The 14,322-nt window shown below is 72.6% G+C and carries 15 protein-coding genes; 9 read left to right on the top strand and 6 right to left on the bottom strand.

All coding sequences use genetic code 11. The features are described 5' to 3' along the window. Positions 1 to 5 precede the first annotated feature (5 nt). Together IE212_RS10540 and IE212_RS10535 are read left to right on the top strand one after the other, a co-directional pair. Complete coding sequence (locus tag IE212_RS10540) at positions 6 to 920, top strand: HipA family kinase (RefSeq protein ID WP_190197491.1); 915 nt, start codon at positions 6 to 8, stop codon at positions 918 to 920. After that, complete coding sequence (locus IE212_RS10535; protein ID WP_190197490.1) at positions 917 to 1,186, top strand: Rdx family protein; 270 nt, start codon at positions 917 to 919, stop codon at positions 1,184 to 1,186. The genes IE212_RS10540 and IE212_RS10535 overlap by 4 nt, the downstream gene beginning before the upstream one ends. Positions 1,187 to 1,193: 7 nt before the next feature. Here IE212_RS10535 and aceB read toward each other — a convergent pair whose 3' ends face one another. Next, entirely contained in the window at positions 1,194 to 2,819 is a 1,626-nt protein-coding gene (aceB, locus tag IE212_RS10530; protein WP_190197489.1) for a malate synthase A, read from the bottom strand. 101 nt (positions 2,820 to 2,920) lie between these two features. Next, positions 2,921 to 3,535, bottom strand: coding sequence for a nucleotidyltransferase family protein (locus IE212_RS10525; RefSeq protein ID WP_190197488.1), 615 nt, complete (start codon positions 3,533 to 3,535; stop codon positions 2,921 to 2,923). Between the two features lie 159 nt (positions 3,536 to 3,694). Here IE212_RS10525 and IE212_RS10520 point away from each other — a divergent pair, with 159 nt between their 5' ends. Next, on the top strand, positions 3,695 to 4,024 hold the full coding sequence (locus IE212_RS10520) for a DUF5955 family protein (protein WP_190197487.1): 330 nt from the start codon (positions 3,695 to 3,697) through the stop codon (positions 4,022 to 4,024). 307 nt (positions 4,025 to 4,331) lie between these two features. Here the strand turns inward: IE212_RS10520 and IE212_RS10515 are convergent, their stop codons facing one another. Further along, the gene (locus IE212_RS10515) at positions 4,332 to 5,129 is read right to left on the bottom strand and encodes an IclR family transcriptional regulator (protein WP_190197486.1); all 798 of its coding nucleotides are present in this window, start codon (positions 5,127 to 5,129) and stop codon (positions 4,332 to 4,334) included. A 271-nt stretch (positions 5,130 to 5,400) separates the two neighbouring features. On the opposite strand from IE212_RS10515, the gene allB reads away from it, so the two are divergent. Continuing rightward, positions 5,401 to 6,741, top strand: a complete 1,341-nt coding sequence (allB, locus tag IE212_RS10510; RefSeq protein ID WP_190197485.1) for an allantoinase AllB — start codon at positions 5,401 to 5,403, stop codon at positions 6,739 to 6,741. A gap of 50 nt (positions 6,742 to 6,791) precedes the next feature. Further along, a complete protein-coding gene (gene alc / locus IE212_RS10505; RefSeq protein ID WP_190197484.1) occupies positions 6,792 to 7,907 on the top strand; it encodes an allantoicase in 1,116 nt (371 codons plus the stop codon). A 205-nt stretch (positions 7,908 to 8,112) separates the two neighbouring features. Here the strand turns inward: alc and IE212_RS10500 are convergent, their stop codons facing one another. Next, the gene (locus IE212_RS10500; protein WP_190197483.1) at positions 8,113 to 8,859 is read right to left on the bottom strand and encodes an SDR family oxidoreductase; all 747 of its coding nucleotides are present in this window, start codon (positions 8,857 to 8,859) and stop codon (positions 8,113 to 8,115) included. Positions 8,860 to 9,023: 164 nt separating this feature from the next. Between IE212_RS10500 and IE212_RS10495 the strand changes: the two genes are divergently transcribed. Then, complete coding sequence (locus IE212_RS10495) at positions 9,024 to 9,650, top strand: dihydrofolate reductase family protein (RefSeq protein WP_190197482.1); 627 nt, start codon at positions 9,024 to 9,026, stop codon at positions 9,648 to 9,650. Between the two features lie 169 nt (positions 9,651 to 9,819). Here IE212_RS10495 and IE212_RS10490 read toward each other — a convergent pair whose 3' ends face one another. Then, positions 9,820 to 10,020, bottom strand: coding sequence for a hypothetical protein (locus IE212_RS10490; protein WP_190197481.1), 201 nt, complete (start codon positions 10,018 to 10,020; stop codon positions 9,820 to 9,822). Positions 10,021 to 10,199: 179 nt separating this feature from the next. Between IE212_RS10490 and IE212_RS10485 the strand changes: the two genes are divergently transcribed. Both IE212_RS10485 and IE212_RS10480 read left to right on the top strand, forming a co-directional pair. After that, entirely contained in the window at positions 10,200 to 11,528 is a 1,329-nt protein-coding gene (locus tag IE212_RS10485) for a sensor histidine kinase (protein ID WP_190197480.1), read from the top strand. Positions 11,529 to 11,629: 101 nt separating this feature from the next. Next, positions 11,630 to 12,307: a response regulator gene (locus tag IE212_RS10480; protein WP_190197479.1), complete on the top strand. Its 678-nt coding sequence runs from the start codon at positions 11,630 to 11,632 to the stop codon at positions 12,305 to 12,307. A gap of 21 nt (positions 12,308 to 12,328) precedes the next feature. On the opposite strand, the gene IE212_RS10475 is transcribed toward IE212_RS10480, so the two are convergent. Next, positions 12,329 to 13,354, bottom strand: a complete 1,026-nt coding sequence (locus IE212_RS10475; RefSeq protein WP_190197478.1) for a Gfo/Idh/MocA family protein — start codon at positions 13,352 to 13,354, stop codon at positions 12,329 to 12,331. Positions 13,355 to 13,482: 128 nt separating this feature from the next. Here IE212_RS10475 and IE212_RS10470 point away from each other — a divergent pair, with 128 nt between their 5' ends. After that, positions 13,483 to 14,220 carry a GntR family transcriptional regulator gene (locus IE212_RS10470; protein WP_190197696.1) on the top strand — a complete coding sequence of 246 codons (738 nt, stop codon included), beginning with the start codon at positions 13,483 to 13,485 and terminating at the stop codon, positions 14,218 to 14,220. Positions 14,221 to 14,322: the final 102 nt, after the last annotated feature.

Raw genomic sequence — 14,322 nt, 5'->3', positions numbered from 1 at the left:
CACCAATGCTGAAAGAGGTCACCGCGACCCGTTACATCGCACCGCTGCGATCCGGCGGCTCCGTCCCCGGCGTCGTCGAGGCCGACGACCTGGGCACCTACGTCGTGAAGTTCACGGGCTCCGCACAGGGCCGCAAGGCGCTGGTCGCCGAGGTGATCGTGGGGGAGCTGGCCCGGGCTCTCGGGCTGCGGTTCCCGGAGCTCGTGCTGGTGCACTTCGATCCGGCGATCGCGGACCACGAACCGCACCAGGAGGTGCGAGGGCTGCACGCGGCCAGCGCCGGCGTGAACCTCGGCATGGACTACCTGCCGGGCGCCCGGGACTTCACGCCCGAGGTGGCGCGGGCCTTCCCGGTCGATCCTCTGGAGGCGGGGCGGATCGTGTGGCTCGACGCTCTGACCGTGAACGTCGACCGCACCATCCACAGCTCCAACCTGATGGTCTGGCCCACCCTCGGCGTCGCACCCCCGCGCCTGTGGCTGATCGACCACGGTGCCGCCCTCGTCTTCCACCACCGCTGGGACGGCACCGACCCCGCCAAGGCCTACGACTTCCGGCACCACGCCCTCGGTCACTACGGGCCCGACGTCCGGGCCGCCGACGCTGAGCTCGCGCCCAGGGTGACGGAGCGGCTCCTGCGCAAGATCCTCGCGGAGGTCCCGGACGCCTGGCTCGCGGACGACCCGGCGTTCGCCACGACGGACGAGGCGCGCGAGGCCTACGTGGAGTACCTCCACGCGCGCGTACGCTCCTCCGGGGCCTGGCTGCCCACCGGCTTCCCCTCCGGGGAGGAGATCGCCGCCGAGGAGGCCCTGAGGGCGGCGAGGAACCAGCAAGGACGACCCGCGTGGCTCAGGCAGGTCCCCGACCTGCACGGCAAGCCCGCGGCCCGACAGGATTGGTCGGTGCACCTCGGATGAGTGGCCGCGTCGAGATCGAGTACTGCACCCGGTGCCGCTGGCTGCCCCGCGCGGCATGGCTGGCGCAGGAGCTGCTGACGACCTTCGAGGCCGAGCTGACGGAGCTGGCCCTGAAGCCCGGCACGGGCGGGGTGTTCGTCGTCCGCGTCGGTGACGAGGTCGTCTGGGATCGGCGCGAGCAGGGCTTCCCCGAGCCGACGGCCGTGAAGAAGGCCGTACGCGACCGAGTGGCCCCGGGGAAGACCCTGGGCCACTCGGAGCGGTAGCGGCTGGTCAGCCCTTGAGCTGCTGGTACGCCGGCAGGGTCAGGAACTCGGCGTAGTCCTCGTCGAGGGCGACCTTCAGAAGCAGGTCGTGCGCCTGCTGCCAGGTGCCCGCCGCGAAGGCCTCGTCGCCGATCTCGGCCTTGATGTTCGCGAGTTCCTCGGCGGCGACCTCGCGGGCCAGTTCGGCGGTGACCAGCTCGCCGTTGTCGAGGACGACGCCCGCGTTGATCCACTGCCAGATCTGGGACCGGGAGATCTCGGCGGTGGCGGCGTCCTCCATCAGGTTGAAGATCGCGACCGCGCCGAGACCGCGCAGCCAGGCCTCGATGTAACGGATGCCGACCTGCACGGCGTTGACCAGGCCCGCGTACGTCGGCCTGGCGTCCAGCGAGTCGATGGCGATCAGGTCGGCGGCCCGGACGTCGACGTCCTCGCGCAGCCGGTCCTTCTGGTGGGGCTTGTCGCCGAGGACCCTGTCGAAGGACTCCATGGCGATCGGCACCAGGTCGGGGTGGGCCACCCAGGAGCCGTCGAAACCGTCGTTCGCCTCACGGTCCTTGTCGGCGCGGACCTTCTCGAAGGCGACCTTGTTGACCTCGGCGTCCCGGCGGGACGGGATGAAGGCCGCCATGCCGCCGATCGCGTGCGCGCCGCGCTTGTGGCAGGTGCGGACGAGGAGTTCGGTGTACGCGCGCATGAACGGGGCCGTCATCGTGACCGCGTTGCGGTCCGGCAGGACGAACTCGGCACCGCCGTCACGGAAGTTCTTGACGATGGAGAACAGGTAGTCCCAGCGGCCGGCGTTCAGCCCGGAGGCGTGGTCGCGCAGCTCGTAGAGGATCTCCTCCATCTCGTACGCGGCCGTGATCGTCTCGATCAGGACGGTCGCGCGGACGGTGCCCTGCGGGATGCCGACGTAGTCCTGCGCGAAGACGAACACCTCGTTCCAGAGGCGGGCCTCCAGGTGCGACTCCGTCTTGGGGAGGTAGAAGTAGGGGCCCTTGCCGAGACCCAGCAGGCGCCTCGCGTTGTGGAAGAAGTACAGCCCGAAGTCGACGAGCGCGCCGGGCACCGGGGTGCCGTCGGCGTCCACGAGATGACGCTCGTTCAGATGCCAGCCACGCGGGCGCATCACGACCGTGGCGAGCTCCTCGTTCGCCTTCAGGGCGTACGACTTGCCTGACCTCGGGTCCGTGAAGTCGATGTTCCGGGTGTAGGCGTCGATCAGGTTGAGCTGACCGCGGACCACGTTCTCCCACGTGGGGGCGGACGCGTCCTCGAAGTCCGCGAGCCACACCCGGGCGCCGGAGTTGAGGGCGTTGATGGTCATCTTGCGGTCGGTGGGGCCGGTGATCTCGACCCGGCGGTCGTTCAGGGCCTCGGGGGCGGGAGCTACCTGCCAGGAGTCGTCGGCGCGGATCGCGGCCGTCTCCGGGAGGAAGTCGAGGGTGGAGGTGCGGGCGATCTCGGCGCGGCGCTCGGCGCGGCGGGCCAGGAGTTCGTCACGCCGCGGGGTGAACCGCCGGTGCAGCTCGGCCACGAAGGCGAGCGCCGCTTCGGTGAGGACCTCCTCCTGCCGGGACAGGGGTTCGGCGTCGACGATGGCCAGCGGGGACGGCGCTGGTGCGGACATGGAGTGTCACTTCCTTCAGCGAGCTGCGAAGACGAGTCGGCGGTTCGGCACCGGGCCGCAGAGTGGATACTAGTTTCCTCATGGTGGAAGTTCAATCGCCTTCATTCGAGGCGGGCGAGGTCGGCCTCGGTGTCGATGTCGAAGGGCCGGGCCACGTCCCCGCACTCGACGAGCGTGACCGACCGCACGTGCTCCTTCAGGTAGGCGCGCGCGCCCCGGTCGCCGGTCGCGGTCGCCGCGATCCCCGCCCAGTGGGCGGCGCCGAACAGCACGGGATGGCCGCGGACCCCGTCATAGGCGGCCGACACCAGTGACTCCTCGTCCGCAAGGGCCCCGAGGACCCGGGCCACCGCCTCGGGCCCGATGCCGGGCTGGTCGACGAGCGAGACCAGGACGGCGCCGGCGCCCGTACCGGCGAGCGAGTCGAGACCGGCCCGCAAAGAAGTCCCCATGCCCTGTTCCCAGCCGGGGTTGTCGACGAGGACGCAGCCCGGCAGCGAGGCCCGGGCGCGCACCTCGTCCGACCGGGCGCCCAGCACCACATGGACCCGTGCGCAGCCGCCCTCGCGCAGCGCCCGCACCGCGTGCTCCACGAGTGGCCGGCCGTGATGGGTGAGCAGGGCCTTGGGACGCCCGCCGAGCCGCCGCCCGCCCCCGGCGGCGAGCAGCAACCCGGCGACCTCGAACCCCTCGTCCGTCGTCTTCCTCATCGTCATGGGTCCTGCATACCGCACGGAGCCGTCACGCAGCGGAGCAAGTCGATGACGCAATGGACTGGCGCCTGGTGGGTCGGGTCGTTTACTGTCCCCGCACCGACCGGCCGGGCGTGCCCGGGCCGGAAGGCAGGCGCACGGCGAGGTGCGAGGGGGAGGACTGTGTTGCGGAGCGTGGAGCAGAGGCGGCAGGGGTCTGTGACCAGCGGCGGCGAGGATCCGCGCGTGACGGAGCTGCGCTCCGCCGTGGCGCGGCTGCGCCGCCGGCTCGCCGCCCACCCGGGTGAGTTCGCCGACCGGAGCATCGCCGAGGAGGAACTGGCCGCCCTGGACGCGATGGCCGCCGAGGGTACTCCCGAGGTCCCGCGGCTGCGCCGCTCACTGCTGCTGATCGCCGGTGCGATCGGTTCGGTGAGCGCGCTGTCCCCGGAACTGGCGGAGGTGCGCCGGACCGTCGACCTCTTCGGAGGGCCGGTGCGCGGGCTCGGCTAGGGCCTGCTGGGGGCTTCCCGGGGGGCACGCCGAGAGCATGCAGCGGACGCCGCGCGGCCGCCCCCGCGGGGCGACGGGGCCACTTTCGTGAGCGGCCCGGGGTGAGCCGGTTCGCCCGGAAGAAACCGGTCGCCCGGTGCGGGACCGCCGCGGCAGGGCTGTCCTTCTCGGGTGTACGCGCTCCGTCCGGGGCGCGGTGGCTCCGCGGCTGTCGTGACCGCCCGCGCCACCGCACCGGAGTGCTGTTCCGCGGCGGCCCGTACGGAGCCGTTGCCGGGCCGGGACCCGCTCGCGTCGCGTCAGTGCGTCAGGCGGGGCTCTGGCTCGCGAGGGCCTCGGAGAGTTCGCCGGCGATCTGCTGGAGCACCGGGACGATCTTCTCCGTCGCCTCCTCCGTAACGCGCCCCGCCGGGCCGGAGATGGAGATGGCCGCGGCCGTGGGGGAGCCGGGCACCGAGACCGCCAGACAGCGGACGCCGATCTCCTGCTCGTTGTCGTCGATGGCGTAGCCCTGGCTGCGCACGTCCTCCAGGGCGGCGAGGAACCCGTCGGGCGTGGTGATCGTCTTCTCTGTCGCGGCGGGCATGCCCGTGCGGGCGAGCAGCGCGCGCACCTCCTCCGGCGGGAAGCCGGCGAGCAGCGCCTTGCCCACGCCCGTGGAATGCGGCAGCACGCGCCGCCCCACCTCCGTGAACATGCGCATCGAGTGCTTCGACGGCACCTGCGCCACGTAGACGATCTCGTCCCCGTCCAGCAGCGCCATGTTCGCCGTCTCGCCGGTCTCCTCGACCAGCCGGGCGAGATAGGGCCGCGCCCAGGTGCCCAGCAGCCGGGAGGCGGACTCGCCCAGGCGGATGAGGCGCGGGCCCAGCGCGTACCGCCGGTTGGGCTGCTGACGCACGTACCCGCAGGACACCAGCGTGCGCATCAGGCGGTGGATGGTCGGCAGGGGCAGCCCACTGCTCGCGGACAGCTCGCTCAGGCCGACCTCGCCGCCCGCGTCCGCCATCCGTTCGAGCAGGTCGAAGGCGCGCTCCAGGGACTGGACTCCGCCGTTGGCGGAGGACCGGGCGGAGTCGGTGGTGCTGGCGCTGGACGTCGGCACGGCGCGTTCCTTTCGGGCTGGCGGAAGAGCTGAAGCCTACCCGGCGGTCGGTTGACTCCCCGCTTGTCCGTAGCTACGTTCTGCTTGTTGGAAACGTTATTCCGCTTTGCGGAAGCCTCCAGGGTTGGTTGCGTGCGGGGTGCGGTAGTTCCAGTGTGCCCTTGACGGTGGGAGAGAGGGAGTGAAGACTCCTTCAACAGAAAGTTGAATTCCGTTACGCGGAAGCAGGCGGAAACGGGTAGACGGATCAGACGGAAGCGAAGGGGTTCGGGTGTCCGACGCTGAACTGGTGCTGCGCTCGACGCGAGTCATCACCCCCGAGGGGACCCGCGCCGCTTCGGTCGCGGTCACCGCCGGCACGATCACGGCCGTCCTCCCGTACGACGCACCCCTGCCGGAGGGGGCCCGGCTCGAGGACCTGGGCGACCACGTCCTGCTGCCCGGCCTGGTCGACACCCACGTGCACGTCAACGACCCCGGCCGCACCGAGTGGGAGGGTTTCTGGACCGCCACCCGCGCCGCCGCGGCCGGCGGTATCACCACGCTCGTCGACATGCCCCTCAACTCCATCCCGCCGACCACGACCGTCGAGCACCTCCGTACCAAGCGGCGGGTCGCCGCCGACAAGGCGCACATCGACGTCGGCTTCTGGGGCGGTGCCCTGCCGGACAACGTCAGGGACCTGCGCCCGCTGCACGAAGCCGGGGTGTTCGGCTTCAAGGCGTTCCTGTCACCGTCCGGCGTGGAGGAGTTCCCACACCTGGAGCGGGGCCCGCTCGCCCGCGCGATGGCCGAGATCGCCGCCTTCGACGGGCTTCTCATCGTGCACGCCGAGGACCCGCACCGGCTCTCCTCGGCACCCCGGCGAAGCGGCCCCAGGTACGCCGACTTCCTCGCCTCCCGCCCGCGGGACGCCGAGGACACCGCCATCGACCGGCTCATCCGCGAGGCCAGGGCGCTCGACGCGCGCGTGCACGTCCTGCACCTGTCCTCCGGCGACGCCCTGCCGCTGATCGCCGAGGCGAAGGCGGACGGCGTCCGGCTGACCGTCGAGACCTGCCCCCACTACCTGACCCTCACCGCCGAGGAAGTCCCCGACGGGGCCAGCGAGTTCAAGTGCTGCCCGCCGATCCGCGAGGCCGCCAACCAGGACCTGCTCTGGCAGGCCCTGGCCGACGGCACCATCGACTGCGTCGTCACCGACCACTCCCCGTCCACGGCCGACCTGAAGACGGACGACTTCGCCACCGCCTGGGGTGGCATCTCGGGGCTGCAGCTGAGTCTGGCGGCGGTCTGGACCGAGGCCCGCAGGCGGGGGCACGGCCTGCAGGACGTGGTCCGCTGGATGTCCTCGCGTACCGCCCAACTGGTGGGCCTGGACCCGCTCAAGGGCGCCATCGCGCCGGGCCGTGACGCCGACTTCGCCGTCCTCGCCCCGGACGAGACCTTCACCGTCGACCCGGCGGCCCTCCAGCACCGCAACCACGTCACGGCGTACGCGGGCAGGACCCTGTACGGCGTCGTGAAGTCCACCTGGCTGCGCGGACAGCGCATCGTCGCGGACGGCGAGTTCACCGAACCGAAGGGCCGACTCCTCACCAGGCGGCCGTGACCACCCCCGCATCCGCGAACCCACCGGCCGACTCCCGAAAGGCACCACCCGTGACGGCGATCCCCAGCTTCACCGGCGACGCGAACCCCTACGGAGGCGGCGACCCGTACGCGGACTACCGCACCGCCGACTTCCCCTTCGCCCGGTACGCCGACCTCGCCGACCGGCGCCTCGGTGCCGGGGTCGTCGCCGCCAACGACGAGTTCTTCGCCCAGCGCGAGAACCTGCTTCTGCCCGGGCGCGCCGAGTTCGACCCCGAGCGCTTCGGGCACAAGGGCAAGATCATGGACGGCTGGGAGACGCGCCGCCGCCGGGGCGCCTCGGCCGACCACCCGTGGCCCGCCGCCGAGGACCACGACTGGGCGCTGGTCCGCCTCGGCGCGCCGGGCGTGATCCGGGGGATCGTCGTCGACACGGCCCACTTCCGCGGCAACTACCCGCAGGCGGTGTCGGTCGAGGGAACGTCGGTGCCGGGCTCACCGTCCCCGGAGGAACTCCTCGGCGACGACGTGAAGTGGACGACCCTGGTCCCGCGCACCCCGGTCGGCGGCCACGCGGCGAACGGCTTCGAGGTCCGCGTGGAGCGGCGCTTCACGCACCTGCGCGTCAACCAGCACCCCGACGGCGGCATCGCACGCCTGCGCGTGTACGGCGAGGCCGTCCCGGACCCCGGGTGGCTGGAGGCGCTGGGCACCTTCGACGTCGTCGCCCTGGAGAACGGCGGCCGGGCCGAGGACGCCTCCGACCTCTTCTACTCCCCGGCGGGCAACACCATCCAGCCGGGCCGCTCCCGCCAGATGGACGACGGCTGGGAGACCCGCCGCCGACGCGACCAGGGCCACGACTGGATCCGCTACCGGCTGGTGGCCCAGGCCCGGATCCGCGCCCTGGAGATCGACACCGCGTACCTCAAGGGCAACAGCGCCGGCTGGGCCGCGGTGTCCGTGCGCGACGGCGAGGACGGCGAGTGGCACGAGATCCTGCCCCGCACCCGCCTCCAGCCCGACACCGACCACCGCTTCGTCCTGCCCGCCCCGGCCGTCGGCACGCACGCCCGCGTGGACATCTTCCCGGACGGCGGCATCTCCCGGCTGCGCCTGTTCGGCTCACTGACCCAGGAGGGCCTCAGCCGCCTCGCGGCACGCCACCAGGAGCTGGGCGGCTAGGGTCCGTCCCGAGCTCTTCGAGCAGGGGCCCCAATCGCCGCACCGGCTGGAAGCCCAGTACGCGCAGTACGAGGGCTTCCGGGCAGCACGCCGAGAGACGGCACCGCACGCCGCGTGGCCGCCTCGGTGCGGCGTGGTCACTTCAGGGCCCAGCCACCCGGCCGGTGGGGCGCACCGGCCCGGCGGCCCGGTGCGCCCGCCTGTCTCACGCCGCGTGCCCGCCGTCCACCGCGAACTCCGCCCCGGTCACATACGTCGCGCCGGCCAGATAGGTCACCGTCGACGCCACCTCGTCCGCCGTCCCGAACCGGCCCAGCGCGGTCATCGCCGCCTGGCCCGGCGCGAACGGTCCGTCCGCCGGGTTCATATCGGTGTCGGTCGGGCCCGGCAGGACGAGGTTCGCGGTGATGCCGCGCCCGCCCAGCTCCCTCGCCAGGGCCTTCGTCAGGCCGGCCAGAGCCGCCTTGCTCATCGCGTACAGCGTCCCGCCGGGGCCCGGCACGCGCTGGGCCATGCAACTGCCGATCGTGATGATCCGCCCGCCCTCCGTCATCCGCGCGGCGGCGGCCTGGGAGGCGAGGAAGACACCGCGTACGTTGACGGCGAGCACCCGGTCCACATCCGCGAGCGACAGGGTCTCCAGCGGCCCGAGCACCCCCACCCCGGCGTTGTTGACCAGCACGTCGAGGCCGCCGAGCGCCTCGGCCGCCGTGGCCACGGCACCGGCCGCGTCGTCCGCGTCCGCCACGTCCGCGCGCACCGCCACCGCCCGGCGCCCCAGCGCCTCCACGGCCCGTACGACGTCCTCGGCCGCCTCCTTGCCGTTCACATAGCCGACGGCCACATCCGCGCCCTCCCGGGCCAGCCGCAGCGCCGTCGCCGCGCCGATGCCCCGGCTGCCGCCGGTCACCAGCGCCGTCCTGCCGTCGAGAGTTCCCTGAGAAGAAGTCATGTGCCCATCCCAGCCCCGGGCCGACCGGAGCGCTGGCGGCGAACGGACACGGAGTTCTGGTCCTCCCGCCGAAGAGGCGTACGGGCCGGCGATGAGTTGCGGATGTCCCCGGGGTCTGAACCGATGGCAACAGATCCCGTTCGTCCCTGGAAGGAAACACCGCCATGGGCAAGCTCGTCTCCACCCTCTTCGTCACGCTCGACGGCGTCTACCAGGCCCCCGGCGGGCCCCAGGAGGACACCCGCGGGGGCTTCACCCACGGCGGCTGGAGCTTCCCGTACGCCGACGACGACTTCGGCCGCTTCATCAGCGAGGTCTTCACCCGGCCGGGCGCCTTCCTGCTGGGCCGCCGTACGTACGACATCTTCGCCACGTACTGGCCGAAGGTGACCGACCCCGGCGACCCGGTCGCCTCCAAGCTCAACTCCCTGCCCAAGTACGTGCCCTCCTCGACCCTGACGGATCCCGGGTGGGCGGGCACCACCGTGCTCTCCGGCGACCTGGCCGAGGAGGTCACCGCCCTGAAGGAGCACACCGACGGCGAGGTCCAGGTACACGGCAGCGGCGCCCTGCTCAAGTCCCTGCTGGCGCTCGACCTCGTCGACACGCTGCATCTGCTGACCTTCCCGGTCGTGCTCGGCAGCGGGTTCCGGCTGTTCCCGGAAGGGGCCCGGCCGACCGCGTTCGAGCACGCCGGAGGCAGCGTCACCGGCGCGGGAGTCTCGGTCCAGACGTACGACCTGGCGGGCCGCCCTCGGTACGGCGAGTTCGGGCTGCCGGAGAACGCGTAGCCGGGCCCGGCCGCCGGCCCGACTTCCCGGTGAGGCCACGGAGTTCACCGGAAGGCGTCCTGCCCAGCCAGCCGTCCGGCTGCTACCGCGAGTACACGGTGGCACGGCCGATCACCACGCGTCGTCCGACCTGGTCGACCACGGCTGCTGAGGCGGTCCGTCCAGCCGCTCAGGACGACTTCCGGCTCCCGGCGGCCGCGAACAGGGCGATGCCCAGCACCAGCAGGGCGATGCTCGCGTAGACCTCGTAGCCGTCGAGGACGCCCGGTCGCCGCACGAGGCCCCAGTTCCAGCCGGTGAACTCGTGCACCAGGCCCGCCACGCCCTGGACCAGGGCGAGGAAGCCGAGAATCTCCAGTACCTGCTTCATGGCGGAAAGCCTCGCCCCGCGGACCTCCTGCGCACATCGGCCGCGGGGCGAGCTTCCTCGGACGTGAGTCCCGGCTCCGCCGGTCCGGCCCCGCCGAAAGTCTGCGCCGGGGCGACTTTGGTCGACGATCCCGTCCGCAGCGGGGTGAAGTGCGCCGGGGCTGCGTAGATTTGCCGTCCGTGAGTGGTGACAAGGCGGGGCGGTCCTCCCCGGTACCGGCGGAGCAGACACCCGCGCTCTTCACCGGGCCCAGATGGTTCATCCCGTCGGCCCTGCTCCACGAACTGGACCCCGACACCACCCGGGCCGGGCGACGGCCCCGGCGCACCGCCCGCGACTGGATCGTTGACTTCTCCTGCTTCCTGCTGGCCGTGCTGGTGGGTGTGCTCGCCGCCGAGGCGATCAACGACAACCCCCGGGTGCCACTCGGCCTGGTCGTCCTGGACCAGGTGATCGGCGCGCTGGCCTGCGCGGCGGTGTGGCTGCGGCGCCGCTGGCCACTGGGGCTGGCCGTGGCGCTGACCGCCGTCACCGTGGTCTCGGACACGGCGGGCGGCGCCGGCGCGATCGCCTTGTTCACCCTCGCCGTGCACCGCCCCTTCCGCTACGTGGCCTGGGTGGGCGGCACCGGCGCCGCCATGGCCCCGCTGATCTACTGGCTGCGTCCCGACCCGGACCTGCCCTACCTCGTGACCGTGGTCCTCGCCGTCCTGCTCACCGTGGCCATCGTCGGGTGGGGCATGTTCGTGCGGTCCAAGCGGCAGCTGATGCTGAGTCTGAGGGACCGTGCCCGGCGCGCCGAGACGGAGGCGCGGCTGCGGGCCGAGCAGGCACAGCGGCTCGCCCGCGAGGCCATCGCGCGGGAGATGCACGACGTGCTCGCCCACCGGCTGACCCTGCTCAGCGTGCACGCGGGCGCGTTGGAGTTCCGGCCCGACGCGCCCCCGGCGGAGACGGCGCGGGCGGCGGGTGTGATCCGGGAGAGCGCCCACGAGGCCCTGCAGGACCTGCGGGAGATCATCGGCGTCCTCAGGGCGGCCGAGCCCGACGACACGGGGCGTCCGCAGCCCACGCTCGCGGCACTGGACACGCTGGTCGCCGAGTGCCGCGAAGCCGGCATGAAGGTCTCACTGCACCACCGCGTGACCGACCCGGCCGCGGTCCCGTCCGCCGTCGGCCGTACCGCCTACCGGATCGCCCAGGAGGGCCTCACCAACGCCCGCAAGCACGCCCCCGGGACAGAGGTCACGGTGTCCGTCACCGGCGCACCCGGCGACGGCCTGGCCGTCACCGTGCGCAACCCGTCTCCCGAGGGTGAGGTGCCGCCCGTACCCGGATCCGGGCAGGGTCTGATCGGGCTGACCGAGCGGGCGACCCTCGCCGGCGGCGGCCTGGAGCACGGGTACACCCGGGAAGGCGGGTTCGAGGTGCGCGCATGGTTGCCGTGGGGCCCGCACGGGACGGCCCGGCACCGGCCCCCGGCCGGCTCGGGACCGCCGTGCGCGTGAGCCCACGGTCCGTCAACGCGGCGCCGCCGAGGTGACGTCGGCGTCGCACGGTCACACCTCTGCGGCCCCGTGCCCGCCCCGGCCGTGATTTCGTTGGGCCCATGACTGCGATCAGACTGCTCCTCGTCGACGACGATCCGCTGGTGCGGGCCGGGCTGTCCTTCATGATGGGCGGCGCCGACGACATCGAGATCGTCGGGGAGGCGGCCGACGGGGGCGAGGCGGAGACGCTCGTCGACCGCACCCGCCCGGACGTCGTCCTCATGGACATCCGGATGCCGACGGTGGACGGTCTCACGGCGACGGAGCGGCTGCGCGCCCGCGACGACGCCCCGCAGGTGGTGGTCCTCACCACCTTCCACGCCGACGAGCAGGTGCTGCGGGCGCTGCGCGCGGGTGCCGCCGGATTCGTTCTCAAGGACACCCCGCCGGCCGAGATCCTCGCGGCGGTGCGCAAGGTCGCCGCCGGCGACCCGGTCCTGTCGCCCACCGTGACCCGCCAGCTGATGCGGCACGCCGTCGGCACCGCCGCCGACACCCGTCGCACGCGGGCGCGGGAGCGCATGGCCGCCCTCAACGACCGCGAGCGCGAGGTCGCCGTCGCGGTCGGCCGGGGCCTGTCCAACGCCGAGATCGCCACCGGCCTCTTCATGAGCGTCGCCACCGTCAAGACGCACGTCTCCCGCATCCTGGCCAAGCTCGACCTCAACAACCGTGTGCAGATCGCGCTGCTCGCCTACGACGCGGGCCTGCTGGACGGGGAACAGGAGGGGCACTGAACCGCCGGGCGATCCCGGCCCTCAGACTAACGCCCGGGCCGCCGCCCCGCCGGCGATCTCCACCAGGCGGACCGGCCTGCGCTCCCGCCGCGACAGCTCGCACGCCTCGGCGATACGCAGCGCCTGAAGGGCCTCGCGCCCGTCGCAGGGGTTGGGCCGCTCGCCCCGTACGACCTCGACGAACGCGTTCAGCTCCGCCTCGTAGGCCGGGCCGAAGCGCTCCAGGAAGCCGGTCCAGGGCTTGTCCGCGGCCGGCGGCCCGGTCGGCTCGGTGGACGCGATCGGCGTCCGGTCGTCCAGTCCGACCACGATCTGGTCGAGTTCCCCGGCCAGCTCCATGCGGACGTCGTAACCCGCCCCGTTCAGCCGGGCTCCGGTGACGGTCGCGAGGGTGCCGTCGTCGAGGGTGAGCAGCGCCGCGCCGGTGTCCACGTCACCGGCCTGGCGGAACATCGCCGGGCCGGCGTCGGACCCGGCCGCGTACACGTCCACCACCTCCCGGCCGGTCACCCAGCGCAGCACGTCGAAGTCGTGGATCAGCGTGTCCCGGTACAGCCCGCCCGACAGCGGCAGCCACGCGGCCGGCGGCGGCGTCTGGTCGCTGGTCAGCGCCCGTACGGTGTGCAGCCGCCCCAGCCTGCCGGACCGCACGGCCTCCCGCGCGCCCGTGTACCCCGTGTCGAAGCGCCGCTGGAAGCCCATCTGGAGCACCGTCCCGGCCGTCTCGACCTCCGCGATCGCGCTGAGCGTGCCCGGCAGATCCAGCGCGATGGGCTTCTCGCAGAAGACCGGCAGCCCCGAGCGTGCTGCCCGGCCGATCAGTTCGGCGTGAGCCGACGTGTTCGTCGTGATCACCACGGCGTCGACCCCCCACCGGAAGATCTCCTCCACACCCGGCGCCGCCGTCTCACCCAGCCGGTGGGCCAGTTCCTGGGCCCGCGCGGTGTCCGCGTCCGTGAGGATCAGGGATCCGACGTCCCGGTTCCGGCTGAGCGTTTTCGCGTGGATCGTGCCGATACGGCCCGTCCCGATGACCCCGATGCGCATGGAAACAAAGTGCGTCCCCAGCCCGCCGCTGTCAATCCATATGTCCGGACAATCTGACTACACGACTTCCCGTCAACAACGCACGGAGCTACGCTCGGCCCGTGCCGAAACCAGAAGTGGACCCGACCGTGCAGCTCGAGCTGAGCGTGGACCGCAGCTCTCCCGTGCCCTTGTACTTCCAGCTGTCCCAGCAGCTCGAGGCCGCCATCGAGCACGGCACGCTGACCCCCGGAAGCCTGTTGGGCAACGAGATCGAACTCGCAGCCCGGCTCGGTCTGTCCCGGCCGACCGTCCGCCAGGCCATCCAGTCGCTCGTCGACAAGGGCCTCCTCGTCCGCCGCCGCGGGGTCGGCACCCAGGTCGTGCACAGCCAGGTCAAGCGCCCCCTGGAGCTCAGCAGCCTCTACGACGACCTGGAGGCGGCCGGGCAGCGCCCGGCCACCAAGGTACTGGTCAACACGCTCGTCCCCGCCTCCGCCGAGGTCGCCGCAGCGCTCGGCGTCGCCGAGGACAGCGACGTCCACCGCGTGGAACGCCTCCGCCTCGCCCACGGCGAGCCCATGGCCCACCTCTGCAACTTCCTGCCCCCCGGCCTCATCGACCTGGACACCGACCAGCTGGAGGCCACCGGCCTCTACCGGCTGATGCGCGCCGCCGGCATCACCCTCCACAGCGCCCGCCAGTCGATCGGCGCCCGGGCGGCGACGACGGAGGAGGCGGACCGTCTGGTGGAGGAGACGGGGGCTCCGCTGCTGACCATGCAACGCGTCACGTTCGACGACACGGGCCGCGCGGTCGAGTACGGCACGCACACCTACCGTCCGACGCGCTATTCCTTCGAATTCCAGTTGCTCGTGCGTCCTTGAGGGGCGCGGGGAACGGCGCGACAAGCCCCCACGCACCCGCACAGCCGCGACGATCCGCATCACCCCTGTGCTCCGCACCCTGCCTCACCGTGAGGCAGAATC

It is taken from the genome of Streptomyces djakartensis (assembly GCF_014651075.1).
GTDB classification, from domain to species: domain Bacteria; phylum Actinomycetota; class Actinomycetes; order Streptomycetales; family Streptomycetaceae; genus Streptomyces; species Streptomyces djakartensis.
The sequence above is the reverse complement of the archived record's forward strand: the minus strand, read 5'-3'. Positions and strand labels throughout refer to the sequence as shown.

Coding starts and splice junctions, on each gene's coding strand:
- IE212_RS10490 (WP_190197481.1), bottom strand. CDS start 10,020: ATGAAGCAGGTACTGGAGATTCTCGGCTTCCTCGCCCTGGTCCAGGGC.
- IE212_RS10500 (WP_190197483.1), bottom strand. CDS start 8,859: ATGACTTCTTCTCAGGGAACTCTCGACGGCAGGACGGCGCTGGTGACC.
- aceB (WP_190197489.1), bottom strand. CDS start 2,819: ATGTCCGCACCAGCGCCGTCCCCGCTGGCCATCGTCGACGCCGAACCC.
- IE212_RS10495 (WP_190197482.1), top strand. CDS start 9,024: ATGGGCAAGCTCGTCTCCACCCTCTTCGTCACGCTCGACGGCGTCTAC.
- IE212_RS10480 (WP_190197479.1), top strand. CDS start 11,630: ATGACTGCGATCAGACTGCTCCTCGTCGACGACGATCCGCTGGTGCGG.
- IE212_RS10540 (WP_190197491.1), top strand. CDS start 6: ATGCTGAAAGAGGTCACCGCGACCCGTTACATCGCACCGCTGCGATCC.
- IE212_RS10475 (WP_190197478.1), bottom strand. CDS start 13,354: ATGCGCATCGGGGTCATCGGGACGGGCCGTATCGGCACGATCCACGCG.
- IE212_RS10525 (WP_190197488.1), bottom strand. CDS start 3,535: ATGACGATGAGGAAGACGACGGACGAGGGGTTCGAGGTCGCCGGGTTG.
- IE212_RS10535 (WP_190197490.1), top strand. CDS start 917: ATGAGTGGCCGCGTCGAGATCGAGTACTGCACCCGGTGCCGCTGGCTG.